We start from the raw sequence: 13,402 nt of genomic DNA on the forward strand, positions 1-13,402 counted from the left end.
CCTATGACCAACGAGAAATTCGACGCTATCGTCGTCGGCGCCGGTATGTCTGGAAACGCGGCTGCTTACACGATGGCAAGACGCGGCCTAAAGGTGCTGCAGTTGGAACGCGGAGAGTACCCGGGCTCCAAGAACGTCCAAGGCGCCATACTGTACGCCAACATGCTGGAGACAATCATTCCGAATTTTCGGGATGACGCACCTCTTGAGCGGCATCTAATCGAGCAGCGTTTTTGGCTGATGGACGACACTTCGCACACTGGAGTGCACTACCGGTCGGACGATTTTAATGAGCCGACGCCGAACCGCTACACGATCATTCGCGCCCAGTTCGACAAGTGGTTTTCGCGCAAAGTGCGCGAGGCCGGTGCGACAGTTCTGTGCGAGACGACGGCGACGGAGCTGGTTCTCGATGGCGGGGGCAAGGTGATAGGCGTACGCACCGATCGTGCTGGTGATCCCATCCACGGGGAAGTGGTCGTCCTCGCAGAAGGTGTCAACGGCCTGCTCGGCACGAGAGCAGGATTTCGTAAGGTGCCGAAACCCGAGGCCGTGGCACTCGCTGTCAAGGAAATGCATTTCCTGCCGGAAGAGGTCATCCGCGAGCGCTTCGGCCTTACCGGCGATCAAGGCTGTGTTATTGAAGCGGCTGGGACAATCTCGCACGGAATGGCCGGATTGGGATTTCTTTATACCAACAAGGAATCAGTCTCACTCGGTTTCGGCTGCCTTGTCTCCGATTTCGCAGCGACCATGGAAAGTCCATATACCCTTCTTGACGACTTCAAGGACCACCCATCAATCCGCCCACTACTTGCGGGCTCGGAGGTTAAGGAATATGCGGCGCACCTGATTCCGGAAGGTGGGTACAAGGCAATTCCGCAGCTCTTTGGAAACGGCTGGGTTGTGGTTGGTGACGCGGGGCAGCTTAACAATGCCGTGCACCGCGAGGGCTCTAATCTCGCCATGACGTCGGGCCGCATCGCCGGCGAGGCGATATCCATAATCAAGAGCCAAGGATGCTCGATGGCCCAGGAAAACCTCTCCCTTTACAAGGCCATGCTGGACAAATCTTTTGTTGTGAAAGACCTTAAAAAATACAAGGACATGCCTGCCCTGCTCCACACGAACTCACGCAACTTTTTTTTTACGTACCCGCAGCTGCTGTCCAAGGCAGCGCAAAATTTCGTGCGCGTCGACGGCACACCCAAGATCGAGAAGGAAAAAGCGACTACGGCCGCCTTTGTCAAGGCACGTTCGCGATGGGGACTGTTCAGCGACGCGGTCCGCTTGGCACTTGCTTGGCGCTAAAGGGAGAAACGAGATGACAGCTCCATTCGTTCGCATCGAGGACAGGCTTTACCAGAATCGCTATCTGGTGGATGCGGGGCGGCCACATATTAAAGTGCGACCGCATCTGTCTCCGAGCGCAAACTTGTTCGCACTGACGCGGATCTGCCCAGCCCAATGTTATGAGGTGAATGAAAACGGACAAGTGGAAGTTACTGCTGACGGGTGCATGGAGTGCGGTACATGTAGAGTATTGTGCGAAGCAAACGGTGATATCGATTGGAGCTACCCACGAGGTGGATTCGGTGTCCTCTTCAAATTCGGTTAATGAGCAGCTAACTCTAGTCCTCATGAAACCCAAAAGCATCTCGCTTTTATCGAGCAAGACGGCTACATTCGCGTACTCTCAAGTGCCGATGTAAGCACCTGATAATATTAGCATCGCGGTATGTTCTCGTTGGGAGCATGAGCGGTCCGGACGGTGTCTCCAGGCTGAAATGCTGCACAATGGGCTCAATGAGGGTATGACTGAACGATCCGCTCAAACCATGCACAAACCGGATTTCTGGGCCAGAGGTATCTATCGGGTATCGAAAGTCTTGATTGGTCCAGCCAGTCTCGAGACCAAGCTTGCCAATGTCATTAGCGCCCTCTCCGCAATGCTCCCAATGCGGCGCGGCGCAATCGTCGTTCTGAATGCTGGAGGAGCGCCCGAGATGGTTGCAACGCTTGGCGTGGAGCAAGCATCTCAAGGCGCTCGCTGCATTCCGGCGAAGGCTGCAATAGACAGAATCGTCGCAAAAGGCGCGCCACTGGTCGTACCGGACACTTGCAAGTCGGACCTGTTCCAGGCTGAGCTCCAAACCAGCTCGAATGCCACCGGCCCGACCACCTTCGTTGGTGTCCCGATGAAGGTGGATCAAGAAACGCTTGGAACGCTATGGCTCGACCGCATCCAGGATGGCGGCACCAGGATACAATTCGAGGAAGAGGTACGTTTCCTGTCCATGATTGCCAACCTTGCGGCCCGGGCCGTTCGGTTGGATCGCCACCAGAGCCGCGATGGTCAACCAACCTTGGGCGAGGAAGAAGCCCGCAAAACTAGTTCAGGCAAGAAGGAACTCCCCGAACCTGGCCAGCGCCTCACAAAAATCGATTGGATCGTTGGGGAAAGCCCTTCGCTCAAACAGGTGGTCGAAAGCGTGAAAGTTGTTGCAATAACCAATTCTGCAGTACTTCTCAGGGGTGAAAGCGGCACAGGCAAAGAGTTCTTTGCAAAGGCGATTCACGAGCTTTCACCTCGAAGAAAGAAGCCCTTCGTGAAGTTGAACTGCGCCGCACTGTCTGCAGGCGTGCTGGAATCGGAACTGTTTGGACATGAAAAGGGCGCCTTTACTGGGGCCATCTCCCAGCGCGCCGGTCGTTTCGAATTGGCGCACGGTGGAACCCTGCTGCTCGATGAGATCGGCGAGATTTCGCCGGTCTTTCAAGCGAAACTGTTGCGCGTCCTGCAGGAGGGTGAGCTTGAGCGAGTCGGCGGCACAAAAACACTCAAGGTGGACGTTCGACTCATATGCGCCACGAACAAGGATCTAGAGGCGGCAGTCGCGGATGGGGAGTTCAGGGCCGACCTCTACTACCGGATCAATGTGGTACCCATATTTTTGCCGCCTCTCAGGGAGCGAAATGGAGATATTTCACGCCTTGCGACGGTTTTCCTCGACCGATTCAACCGAGAAAACAATCGGGATCTCACATTCACGCCAGCTGCGCTCGAGCTCTTGTCAAAATGCAACTTTCCCGGCAACGTCCGAGAGCTTGAAAATTGCGTCCGGAGGACCGCCACTCTCGCGCGTACGGGGACGATCCTTCCATCAGATTTCTCCTGTCTGAAAGACCAATGCCTTTCTTCAATGCTCTGGAAAAGCGCTGACCGTCCACTTGCGGGCAATACACTCAATGGAACGGTCGAATCCCCGGTCAGCTGCGGTTACTCCACCGGACCGGCCGGCTTAACGGTGGCACCACATCTAACCAACCGAGAGTTGCTAATCAGTGCTATGGAGAAGGCCGGCTGGGTTCAAGCAAAGGCAGCTCGGATTCTGGGCCTCACACCGCGGCAAGTTGGCTATGCATTACGTCGCCATCGTATACCGGTGAAGAAGATCTAAGTCGGTGAGCCGACGTTATCTTGGGCGTGACCAACCCCTCTTCCTCAGGCACGCGGGTCTATTGTCCAATTTGGCTGCTTATTGTCGCGACTTCGACAAAACGGCGTCGGAGCAATTGTCGCAAATCGAACACGAAACAGCAACGTATTGAAATTACGGTCTTATTTGGTTGGCACAGCGCTTGCATTTCTGACAACGACCTTACTCACCAGTGGAGCTGTTCGATGAGTGCACCGATTATTTCGCTTGAAAGCCTGGCCAAGACGACATCCTCTGGGCGGTTGCTGACAACCGCGAAATCCGGTGGCTGCGCATCCTCGTCCTGCGGCTTGTCCTCGAGGCCAACCGACATGGATTCGGCTACCTGGGAGAAGATCAAGGATCACCCATGCTTTTCAGAGGAAGCGCACCACTATTTTGCGCGTATGCACGTCGCAGTCGCACCAGCCTGCAATATCCAATGCAACTACTGCAATCGTAAATATGATTGCGCCAACGAAAGTCGGCCTGGTGTCGTTTCGGAAAAGCTGACACCGGACCAGGCGCTGCGTAAGGTGATTGCCGTCGCCAACGAATTGCCGCAGCTTTCCGTTCTCGGCATCGCGGGTCCGGGCGATGCCTGCTACGACTGGGAGAAGACGAGGGCGACTTTCGAACGCGTCGCTAGGGAGATCCCGGACATCAAGCTATGCATTTCCACTAATGGACTTGCCCTGCCGGAGCATGTCGATCAGTTGGCCGAAATGAACATCAGCCACGTGACGATCACCATCAACATGGTTGACCCTGCAGTCGGCGAGAAGATTTACCCGTGGATCTTTTATCGTCATCGCCGATACACCGGTATGGATGCTGCCAAAATCCTGCATGAGCGGCAGATGTTGGGGCTTGAGATACTGAGCGAACGCGGCATCCTAACAAAAATTAATTCGGTGATGATCCCCGGCGTCAATGACCAGCACCTGATCGAAGTCAACAAATGGGTCAAAGAGCGCGGCGCATTTCTGCACAACGTCATGCCGCTGATCTCCGACCCGGCACACGGCACCTGCTTTGGCCTGACTGGACAGCGCGGCCCAAATGCGCACGAACTGAAGGCGCTTCAGGATCGTCTCGAAGGCGGCGCCAAGCTGATGCGTCACTGCCGACAGTGCCGTGCCGATGCAGTCGGCCTTCTCGGCACTGATCGCGGCCAGGAGTTCACGCTCGACCAGATTCCGCCCGAACTTGGCTACAACGGTGGCAAGCGTCGTGCTTACCGCGAGGTGGTCGCACACATACTCGATGACCATTTGGCAGCCAAGAACCAGGCTATGACGACGCTTGCATCAATGAGCACGCGCGGGTCGCTTCAAGTGGCTGTTGCGACGAAGGGGGGCGGACGCATCAACGAACACTTCGGCCATGCGAAGGAGTTCCAAGTTTATGAAGCCTCGCAGACAGGGATTAAATTTGTGGGGCATCGCAAGATCGAGCCGTATTGCCGTGGGGGCTGGGGCGAGGAAGGCACCCTCGGTGGTATCATTGCTGCACTCGAAGGCATAGACGTAGTGTTGTGCGCCAAGATTGGAAATTGTCCCAAGAAGCAGCTCATGGAAGCTGGGATCCGGGCAACGGAGGCCTTTGGCTATTATTACATCGAAGCCGCGATTAGCGCTCTTTACGCGGCTGAGCATGGCATCGATCTATCGCAGGCAACAGCTTGAGCTTGCCTATCCAGACAAAAACAGGAGTTGATCAATGGCCTTCAAAATCATCGCATCCCAATGCACCCAATGCGGTGCCTGCGAGTTCGAATGTCCTTCCGATGCCATCGAGTTGAAGGGCGAGAAGTACGTGATTGACCCTGACAAGTGCACCGAATGCGAGGGAGTTTACGAGGCACAGCAATGCGCCTCGGTATGTCCGATGCCGAAGACCTGCGTGCCGGCTTAAACCCGGAATGCAATGGCCGGGCTTACGCGCGCGGCCGGCCATGAGTCTTCCCTGTAACCGCAACGATGAAAGAAATGGCGATGGGTGTTGGACGCGAAGAGGAGGTCGAAATCCATAATCCTCCGCGGTTTATGCCGGGTGAGCGGGTTTGTGCGACACGTCACATCAAGAACGACGGCACCTATCCCGGGAAAGAGATCGGAGCAAGCCTCGTCAGGAAAGGCGACGCGGGTTTTGTGCGCGATGTGGGGACTTTTCTCCAGCAGTTTTACATCTATGCCGTCGAATGGATTGATCGTGGCATCGTCGTAGGAATGCGTGCGCGTGAACTGATGAGCCTCGAGGAGGTCCCAAGTCTGAAATCTGCTGCCGAATGCACGCATCGGAGCGAAGGAAAAGCCAGATGAAAATAACAATCCGCAGAACTGACAATGGCTTATCAGCATATGTTCCCAGGAAGGATATTGAAGAGCCGATCGTCGAGATTGAGAACGAAAGCATATGGGGCGGCTTTGTGGTGCTTGCAAACGGCTGGCGGCTCCTACTGCCCGAGCTTCCGAAGGACACCCGTCTACCGGTCACCGTCGAGGCAAGAAAGATCGTGAACGATGATGTTGGTATAGTAGCCCAAAGAGGAACATCATGAAATCATCACTGACTTCCGGGCGTCGTCGGAGCCGCGACCCGAAGCAGCGTGACCCGGCGCGGATGAACCTGTGGCGTCGAATAGGTCAGATCTGCTTCGTACGTACACTCTGCGCTCGTGGTAGAGCAGCCGTTGTCCTTCGCCGCCGGCGGTGCATCACTCTCAAGCCCTAGACTTGCCGCAGTGCGCCTGCCGATGGAATGGACCCCGTTGCTGCAATTGGGGGCCCAAGCCCTCTAATGAAGGAGTTCACCATGACTACCGCAATGGCACCTTTCCTGCGCCGTGGGGAACTGAAGTCTAACGCTCGCGGCGCGACGACGACGCGATTTGTCGAGCGCGAAGGTTCGGCCAGGATGATTAACGGTGTCACCGTCTTCGGCCGTAGCATCCCAATCCCCGTGGACAAGAGGAATTGCGAAGGTCGTGTGATGGTTGTAAGCGGCAAGCTGAGGCCATTCAGCCGGCGTAGTTCCACGGCATCAGCGCGTCGATTTCTGAACTCGGCCAGCCGTTGGCGATGCGCTCGAGCGTTTGCGTGAGCCAGGCGAGCGGATCGACGTTGTTCATTTTGCCGTTAATGCCGACCGTCGAACTATGCCGATTAAGCAAGTTTTTGCCAACGTTTTCTGCAGTATAGCGGTCGCCTAGTCGGCATAACTTAGGGTCTCTCCGTCGCAATTGACGCGAAGGAGAGGACACTTGAACGCAACTGACTATTTGAATCGCAGCGCCCTATACCGGAAGCTGGTCTACGGTCCATATCGGGAGTTTGCGGGCGTTTACGCCGCCAAAATGTCAAACGAAGGTTTGGGTCGGCAATGCACGTGGCGCTCGCTGAGCCTGTTTCGAGACCTGATGGACTGGCATGTTGGCAATGGATATGCCCCGCAGGATTTGAGCGAAGCGCGCTTCGCCCAATGATATCAGCCCGTTGGCAAGTACCGGTCGCTGGCACGATGTCGAGCCTGTCCCCGACCTTGAATCCATCATGAGGCGTCCCGATCTCAAACTGGTATCTACACGGCAAGGACTCCCCGGTGGGGGTAGTCCTTGAAAAAGATAGATCGGCCATCATTATGACCGTCACGCCACGACGACTGACTTCCTCTTCCCAAACGGCCTCTATTGTCACAACGGAACGCTCAAAATGATGAAGTCGCCATAGATAATGACCTGCCACTGAACTTTCATCCGGCTGCGATTAGAGGTCCAGCGTTTTTGAACCGCCCCCAAACGTTGGACCAGCGAAGGCTGGAGTTTTCCGGCTTCTTTCAGGGAGGCGGGCTGGTTGCGCTTCCCGAATTTATCAGCGATATCGGCACCTTGTTGCCGATCGCGCCATGAGGCCGTTCTTCGTTATAGTATCTACGCCAATCCTCCATCTTTTCGCGGGCATCCGCAAGGGTCAGAAACCAGTGTTGGTTCAGGCATTCGGCGCGGAAGCGGCCGTTGAACGCTTCTATAAAGGCGTTGTCGGTCGGTTTTCCAGGGCGTGAGAAGTCCAACGTGACGCCCTTAGCATAGGCCCAGAGATCGAGATCGCGAGACACGAACTCGGTCCCCTGATCGACACGGATCGTCTTGGGATAGCCAACGTTCCGGCATACTCGTTCCAAGGTTTGCACGACATCTTCACCTCGATAGCTGTGACGCGGATCGAGCACCGGCACATAGCGTGAGAAGGTATCCACCACCGTGAGCACCCGCAGTTTCTTGCCGGTCGCGAGTTGGTCGTGAACGAAGTCCATAGCCCAGACATCGTTCGGACCGACTGCCATTTGCCGACCTTCCCTCAGCTTGGCTTTGACCCGGCGTTTCGGTGTCTTATTACGCAATTGCAGGCCCAAGTCCCTGTAAATGCGGTAGGTCCGCTTGATGTTGGTACCCCAACCCTCGCGTTCCAACAGTACCTGCACACGACGATAACCGTAGCGGACACGGGTCTCACAGATCTCACGGATACGACGTTCCAGACCGGCCTGATCGGCACGACGAGAGGTGTAGTGGTAGGTTGACCGATCGAAGTTCAGCGCCCCACAGGCACGCCGGATCGAGATCGCCCAATCCCGGCACATGCCCTTCACCATCTCCCGCTTGCGAGCAGGCCTTAGAGCTTTCGGCGAATGACGTCCTGCAGCATCTCACGATCGAGCGTCAGGTCCGCGACAATCTTCTTCAGCCGCGAATTCTCGTCCTCGAGCTGCTTCAGCTTCTTCATCTCCGGCGGCAACATGCCGGCATATTTTTTCTTCCAGTTGAAATAGGTCGCCTGGCTGATCCCCGCCTTGCGGCAGATCTCTGCAACGGGCACACCTTCGTCGCCTTGCTTCAGAATGAACGCCTTCTGGGCGTCCGAAAACTGCGATGCCTTCATCGTCTTCCGTTCCTTTCCCAGCCAGGAAAATGCACCGGAAACTCTAACCAAAACTGGTCCAGTTTGAAGGGTTCAGATCATTTTCTGATACGCCGAATGGCGCGTTGGTAGCAACCGGCGGAAACGCGTAGCTTTCATCTTGCGCAGCGTTGGAGCCGGTTGCGGCGATGGTCCCGGCATAGACTGCCGGGGTTTGGTATCCGAGCGACGAGTGTGGCCGGAAATTGTTATAATCGTCGGCCCATTCGGCAATGGCACTACGAGCATGATCGAGGCCGAAGAACAGACTTTCGTTGAGCAACTCGTCGCGCATCCGGCCATTGAAGGACTCAACATAGCCGTTCTGCATAGGCTTTCCCGGCGCGATATAGTGCCACTCGACCTTGTGGTCCTTCGCGAGGATCGCATTCGAGGTGAGTTCCGTGCCGTTGTCGGAAACGATCATGCCGGGCTTGCCGCGTCGTTCGATGAGTGCTGTCAGCTCTCGGGCAACGCGACGTCCCGAGATTGATGTATCGGGGATTGCCGCCAGACATTCACGTGTCACGTCATCGACGATATTGAGCACCCGAAATCGTCGTCCGCAGGCGAACTGGTCGTGGACAAAATCCAGAGACCAGCGGGCATTAGCCTTGGCTTCGACCAGGATCGGCGCACGCGTACCCACGGCACGCCGTCTGGCTTTGCGCTTGCGAACGGAAAGGCCTTCCTCCCGATACAGCCGGTAGATGCGGTTGACGCCGGACAGCTCTCCATCACGCCGAAGCAAAATGAACAGTCGTCTGTATCCGAAACGCCGCCGCTCATTGGCCAGATCGCGCAGCTTCGTTCGCAATTCGACCTCCGGCGGTCGGCAGGACCGATAGCGGATCATCTTGCGATCAGCCGACACAATCTGGCAGGCCCGCCGTTCCGAAAGACCCATAATGTCCCTCAGATGCGCAACGGCGTCACGCTTGGCGGCAGGCCCTACCATTTTTTTGCGAGAAGCTCGCGGAGTGCGGCCACATCCAGCATCTGTTCGGCCAGCAGTTTCTTCAGCTTGGCATTCTCCTCTTCGAGCGCCTTCAGTCGCTTCGCCTCGGAGACTTCCATGCCGCCGTATTTGGCTTTCCAGTTATAAAAGGTCGCGTCTGAAATCCCGTGCTTGCGGCACAAGTCGGCCACCTTCGCGCCCGCCTCCTGCTCCTTCAGCACCAAAATAATCTGCTCTTCTGTAAATCTCTGCTTCTTCATGTGTCCGTCCTCAATTGATCTGAACCCTTCAAACTGGACCAGTTTTGGTTAGAGTTTCCGGTGCATTTTCCTGGCTGGGAAAGGAACGGAAGACGATGAAGGCATCGCAGTTTTCGGACGCCCAGAAGGCGTTCATTCTGAAGCAAGGCGACGAAGGTGTGCCCGTTGCAGAGATCTGCCGCAAGGCGGGGATCAGCCAGGCGACCTATTTCAACTGGAAGAAAAAATATGCCGGCATGTTGCCGCCGGAGATGAAGAAGCTGAAGCAGCTCGAGGACGAGAATTCGCGGCTGAAGAAGATTGTCGCGGACCTGACGCTCGATCGTGAGATGCTGCAGGACGTCATTCGCCGAAAGCTCTAAGGCCTGCTCGCAAGCGGGAGATGGTGAAGGGCATGTGCCGGGATTGGGCGATCTCGATCCGGCGTGCCTGTGGGGCGCTGAACTTCGATCGGTCAACCTACCACTACACCTCTCGTCGTGCCGATCAGGCCGGTCTGGAACGTCGTATCCGTGAGATCTGTGAGACCCGTGTCCGCTACGGTTATCGTCGTGTGCAGGTACTGTTGGAACGCGAGGGTTGGGGTACCAACATCAAGCGGACCTACCGCATTTACAGGGACTTGGGCCTGCAATTGCGTAATAAGACACCGAAACGCCGGGTCAAAGCCAAGCTGAGGGAAGGTCGGCAAATGGCAGTCGGTCCGAACGATGTCTGGGCTATGGACTTCGTTCACGACCAACTCGCGACCGGCAAGAAACTGCGGGTGCTCACGGTGGTGGATACCTTCTCACGCTATGTGCCGGTGCTCGATCCGCGTCACAGCTATCGAGGTGAAGATGTCGTGCAAACCTTGGAACGAGTATGCCGGAACGTTGGCTATCCCAAGACGATCCGTGTCGATCAGGGGACCGAGTTCGTGTCTCGCGATCTCGATCTCTGGGCCTATGCTAAGGGCGTCACGTTGGACTTCTCACGCCCTGGAAAACCGACCGACAACGCCTTTATAGAAGCGTTCAACGGCCGCTTCCGCGCCGAATGCCTGAACCAACACTGGTTTCTGACCCTTGCGGATGCCCGCGAAAAGATGGAGGATTGGCTTAGATACTATAACGAAGAACGGCCTCATGGCGCGATCGGCAACAAGGTGCCGATATCGCTGATAAATTCGGGAAGCGCAACCAGCCCGCCTCCCTGAAAGAAGCCGGAAAACTCCAGCCTTCGCTGGTCCAACGTTTGGGGGCGGTTCACAATGGGCCGGACTCTAATCCATTCTGGAGGAAATTACCCGTGGCAGGTCAATAAAGGCCAAGAATGGCGACGCAGATCACAAATCCAATCAAAGGGAATGTAACCTTCATTACCGCGAGTTCTCGCGTCACCTTCGGATCGTAAGTTTGTCTAAGCATCACAACCCAACCCTTACATTGAGCGCAACTATGGAGGGTTGGTTTGATCTTTGCAATGGATGAACGTTGAGACCGGTTCGCCTCCCTCGCGCTCGCCTACTCGCCGGGAGGTGTCGCCGAGATGAGCGTCATCGCTCTCTCGCTTGGCGTCGAGGTCCCGTTCGTTGTTCTCCACCATATCGTCCGTCTCTTTCTAATAGTAGCGGGAGCGGCTGCCGTGTTTCGATGGGTGAAGCGCTAAGGAGTTCAGAAAAGCTCTTGCAAGGGCCATGCGGGTTCCATGATCGCTGAAATGGGTGGGCCCGTGCGGACGGTGGATGGGACGTTCGTCCCCGTCCTACTCCATCTTGACGCAGCAAGCTGGGAGCGCTGACGAGAATAGCTCGGGGCGATCATCGGGTTATCGGCCGGGAGTCCCAATTTGCAGCGGTATTGTTCCGGCGTCAGACCGTATTTGCCATCAGGTGCCGCCGCAGCAGCTTGAACTTTTTGCCATCTTCCAAGCAGATGATGAAGTCCTCGGCGACCGCTTTCCTGATCGGCACTGCGGGGCGCCGCTTTCCGACGACAGGCTCCTCCTTGCCTTGGAATATTCGAGAGGCACTCCTCAGCGCCGCATGGGTTTGCTGAATCACATGCGGCAAATCGTTGATCGAGACGACATTGCGGATTAGATAAGCCGCGACGATCTTGCCGGCAAGCTTGAGTTGCCGCTCATTGGCGTTCGAACGCATTTTGCTAATTGCTCTTCGCCCGTCAATTTGTGCCTAGTAGAGTTCGGCCAAGTTAATGCAAAGGCATCCGACCGAAAACTTGACCACTGGGTTAATCGAGAACGCAAAGAATGCGTCGGACAACAGTGCGGTTGTCCCCTCCAGCCTTGCCAATCGTTTCATTGGCGTGGACTTTCATGCCCGCGCGCCGTACGTCACTATCAGTATTCTGGCGTTAAAACCACTTCCCCTCTTCCTCCGCGCCTCGTGCTCAAACCCGCTTCTTGATCGCGCATGACGGCCATTCAACATTCAACTCGCAGATAAGGAACACCCGTTTCGGACCTGACCTTAATCAAGCATATGGACTGCGCCACGCATGGGGAGAGAAAGAAGTGCGTTTCCGCATATCTGAGTTCGACAAGGCACCATGGTACTCAGCCAACCCGATCCATGAGTTCGGATTGAAGCATCCTCGCGGTGTACAGCGAAGCGTCCAAGGGCAGGCTCCCAAAAGCCACCTGACAAAGGAGATAGTTTGCTCCCGCCTCTTCCACCTGATCTAGCAGAGCCCGTCGGACAAAATCCGCCGTTCCCACCACGCACAATTCACTTTCGATTGCTGCATCGAAGCTCAAGGGGAGATTCGGCGGAACCGGGATTTCATTTAGAACGTACAGGAATTTGAAAGTTTCAAGCCATCGTTCGAAAGCAGGAGCGGCGAGCGAATATGCATGGTCTGCAGACTGCCCGACCACAATCATGCGAAGCAGTCCGAGGAATGGCGCCTGGTCGTTCGCGTAACTGTTGTGTCCTTTCTCGCAGCGGAAGGCGTCGGTGACCTTGCGAACGAATGAGGCAGGACCTAGGGACGCGATGTTCGCGCCGTTTGCAGCGGCCCAGCGTGCAGACTCGGGTTTGTTGGTGGCGATCCATGTCGGCGGGTGCGGGCGCTGATGAGGCTTCAGGGTCAAAGGAACATCGTTTAGCTTAAAATGGTGGCCGCGGTAAGAAAGAGTGCCGCCCCTCATCGCCTCCATCAGGATTTCGCTGGCTTCGAGATATCGTCCTGGCACTGCGTCCGCACCAATCCCGAAGTAAGCTAGCTCGATCGGAAGGGAGCCGCGGCCTATCCCCAACTCGACCCTGCCACCGCTCAAATGGTCAAGCATGCAGATCTCCTCAAATGCACGCAGCGGATGACAAAGGCTAAGCAGCATGGTGAGGGGGCCGAGACGAAGGTGACGGGTGCGCTGCGCGACACTCGATAAGAACAGGTTTGGTGATGGGCCTCTTCCATGCGGCGAGCAATGGTGCTCCGCGACATGGTAAGCATAAAAGCCGAGCCGATCATACGCTTCCGCCAGCTTGAGACGGTCTGCGTATTGTCGTGCAACGTCGTTACCATCCTCGTCCAGATGGTCGAATATACCGAAAGTTAGGTTTGAAGGAAGGGCTTTTCTCATTAAACCGTCTCCGACTTTGTTCCGAGAGCTCCGGACCTTGATTCAAGCGAAATTAGATTCAGGGCTTTTCTTGGCCGGACATCACTACTGATGCAGAGTCCGGGCCACACGTCCTTGCACGCCCGGCCGTTGCTCAACATCTTTAGTGTGCTTCTGCCG

At 56.0% G+C, this 13,402-nt stretch carries 13 protein-coding genes and 2 pseudogenes; 10 read left to right on the forward strand and 5 right to left on the reverse strand.

Annotated features, from left to right (window positions below):
- Window positions 1–3: 3 nt before the first annotated feature.
- From NL154_RS28560 to nifT, 7 genes are all read left to right on the forward strand, one after another.
- Entirely contained in the window at window positions 4–1,311 is a 1,308-nt protein-coding gene (locus NL154_RS28560) for an FAD-dependent oxidoreductase (protein ID WP_430961003.1), read from the forward strand.
- Window positions 1,312–1,324: 13 nt separating this feature from the next.
- A complete protein-coding gene (locus tag NL154_RS28565; RefSeq protein WP_430961002.1) occupies window positions 1,325–1,618 on the forward strand; it encodes a ferredoxin family protein in 294 nt (97 codons plus the stop codon).
- 196 nt (window positions 1,619–1,814) lie between these two features.
- Complete coding sequence (gene nifA, locus NL154_RS28570) at window positions 1,815–3,461, forward strand: nif-specific transcriptional activator NifA (RefSeq protein WP_430961001.1); 1,647 nt, start codon at window positions 1,815–1,817, stop codon at window positions 3,459–3,461.
- A 224-nt stretch (window positions 3,462–3,685) separates the two neighbouring features.
- Window positions 3,686–5,167, forward strand: a complete 1,482-nt coding sequence (gene nifB, locus NL154_RS28575) for a nitrogenase cofactor biosynthesis protein NifB (RefSeq protein ID WP_434734554.1) — start codon at window positions 3,686–3,688, stop codon at window positions 5,165–5,167.
- Between the two features lie 34 nt (window positions 5,168–5,201).
- Entirely contained in the window at window positions 5,202–5,396 is a 195-nt protein-coding gene (locus NL154_RS28580; protein WP_069456679.1) for a 4Fe-4S binding protein, read from the forward strand.
- Window positions 5,397–5,476: 80 nt separating this feature from the next.
- Window positions 5,477–5,803: a nitrogen fixation protein NifZ gene (locus NL154_RS28585; RefSeq protein ID WP_430960999.1), complete on the forward strand. Its 327-nt coding sequence runs from the start codon at window positions 5,477–5,479 to the stop codon at window positions 5,801–5,803.
- Window positions 5,800–6,042, forward strand: coding sequence for a putative nitrogen fixation protein NifT (nifT, locus tag NL154_RS28590; RefSeq protein ID WP_430960998.1), 243 nt, complete (start codon window positions 5,800–5,802; stop codon window positions 6,040–6,042). The genes NL154_RS28585 and nifT overlap by 4 nt, the downstream gene beginning before the upstream one ends.
- 459 nt (window positions 6,043–6,501) lie before the next feature.
- Here nifT and NL154_RS28595 read toward each other — a convergent pair.
- Window positions 6,502–6,615 (reverse strand): annotated as a pseudogene (locus NL154_RS28595) (transposase domain-containing protein); the annotation flags it as partial.
- Window positions 6,616–6,744: 129 nt separating this feature from the next.
- Between NL154_RS28595 and NL154_RS28600 the strand changes: the two are divergent.
- Window positions 6,745–6,966 carry a hypothetical protein gene (locus tag NL154_RS28600; RefSeq protein WP_430960997.1) on the forward strand — a complete coding sequence of 74 codons (222 nt, stop codon included), beginning with the start codon at window positions 6,745–6,747 and terminating at the stop codon, window positions 6,964–6,966.
- Window positions 6,967–7,316: 350 nt separating this feature from the next.
- Here NL154_RS28600 and NL154_RS28605 read toward each other — a convergent pair.
- Both NL154_RS28605 and NL154_RS28610 read right to left on the reverse strand, forming a co-directional pair.
- Window positions 7,317–8,419, reverse strand: a protein-coding gene (locus NL154_RS28605) for an IS3 family transposase (protein ID WP_430961217.1) whose coding sequence is annotated in 2 segments (ribosomal slippage) — window positions 7,317–8,158 and window positions 8,158–8,419 — 1,104 coding nt in all. Because the reading frame shifts where the segments join, the coding sequence is not laid out codon by codon here.
- A 43-nt stretch (window positions 8,420–8,462) separates the two neighbouring features.
- A protein-coding gene (locus NL154_RS28610) for an IS3 family transposase (RefSeq protein ID WP_434734555.1) occupies window positions 8,463–9,655 on the reverse strand; the annotation gives its coding sequence in 2 pieces (ribosomal slippage) (window positions 8,463–9,403 and window positions 9,403–9,655; 1,194 coding nt in all).
- A 95-nt stretch (window positions 9,656–9,750) separates the two neighbouring features.
- On the opposite strand from NL154_RS28610, the gene NL154_RS28615 reads away from it, so the two are divergent.
- Together NL154_RS28615 and NL154_RS28620 are read left to right on the forward strand one after the other, a co-directional pair.
- Window positions 9,751–10,853 (forward strand): IS3 family transposase gene (locus NL154_RS28615; protein ID WP_434734541.1). Its coding sequence is split into 2 segments (ribosomal slippage): window positions 9,751–10,012 and window positions 10,012–10,853, totalling 1,104 coding nucleotides; the frame shifts between segments, so codons are not numbered across the junction.
- 332 nt (window positions 10,854–11,185) lie between these two features.
- Window positions 11,186–11,305, forward strand: coding sequence for an AbrB family transcriptional regulator (locus NL154_RS28620; protein WP_434734556.1), 120 nt, complete (start codon window positions 11,186–11,188; stop codon window positions 11,303–11,305).
- 5 nt (window positions 11,306–11,310) lie between these two features.
- Here the strand turns inward: NL154_RS28620 and NL154_RS28625 are convergent.
- Together NL154_RS28625 and NL154_RS28630 are read right to left on the reverse strand one after the other, a co-directional pair.
- Window positions 11,311–11,798, reverse strand: a pseudogene (locus NL154_RS28625) (MucR family transcriptional regulator).
- Between the two features lie 416 nt (window positions 11,799–12,214).
- Window positions 12,215–13,243 carry an LLM class flavin-dependent oxidoreductase gene (locus NL154_RS28630; RefSeq protein ID WP_430961125.1) on the reverse strand — a complete coding sequence of 343 codons (1,029 nt, stop codon included), beginning with the start codon at window positions 13,241–13,243 and terminating at the stop codon, window positions 12,215–12,217.
- Window positions 13,244–13,402 lie beyond the last annotated feature (159 nt).

The organism is Rhizobium sp. YTUHZ044 (assembly GCF_051123975.1).
Lineage (GTDB): Bacteria > Pseudomonadota > Alphaproteobacteria > Rhizobiales > Rhizobiaceae > Rhizobium.

Coding starts and splice junctions, on each gene's coding strand:
- NL154_RS28620 (WP_434734556.1), top strand. CDS start 11,186: ATGAGCGTCATCGCTCTCTCGCTTGGCGTCGAGGTCCCGTTCGTTGTT.
- NL154_RS28630 (WP_430961125.1), bottom strand. CDS start 13,243: ATGAGAAAAGCCCTTCCTTCAAACCTAACTTTCGGTATATTCGACCAT.
- NL154_RS28580 (WP_069456679.1), top strand. CDS start 5,202: ATGGCCTTCAAAATCATCGCATCCCAATGCACCCAATGCGGTGCCTGC.
- nifB (WP_434734554.1), top strand. CDS start 3,686: ATGAGTGCACCGATTATTTCGCTTGAAAGCCTGGCCAAGACGACATCC.
- NL154_RS28560 (WP_430961003.1), top strand. CDS start 4: ATGACCAACGAGAAATTCGACGCTATCGTCGTCGGCGCCGGTATGTCT.
- nifT (WP_430960998.1), top strand. CDS start 5,800: ATGAAAATAACAATCCGCAGAACTGACAATGGCTTATCAGCATATGTT.
- nifA (WP_430961001.1), top strand. CDS start 1,815: ATGACTGAACGATCCGCTCAAACCATGCACAAACCGGATTTCTGGGCC.
- NL154_RS28565 (WP_430961002.1), top strand. CDS start 1,325: ATGACAGCTCCATTCGTTCGCATCGAGGACAGGCTTTACCAGAATCGC.
- NL154_RS28585 (WP_430960999.1), top strand. CDS start 5,477: ATGGGTGTTGGACGCGAAGAGGAGGTCGAAATCCATAATCCTCCGCGG.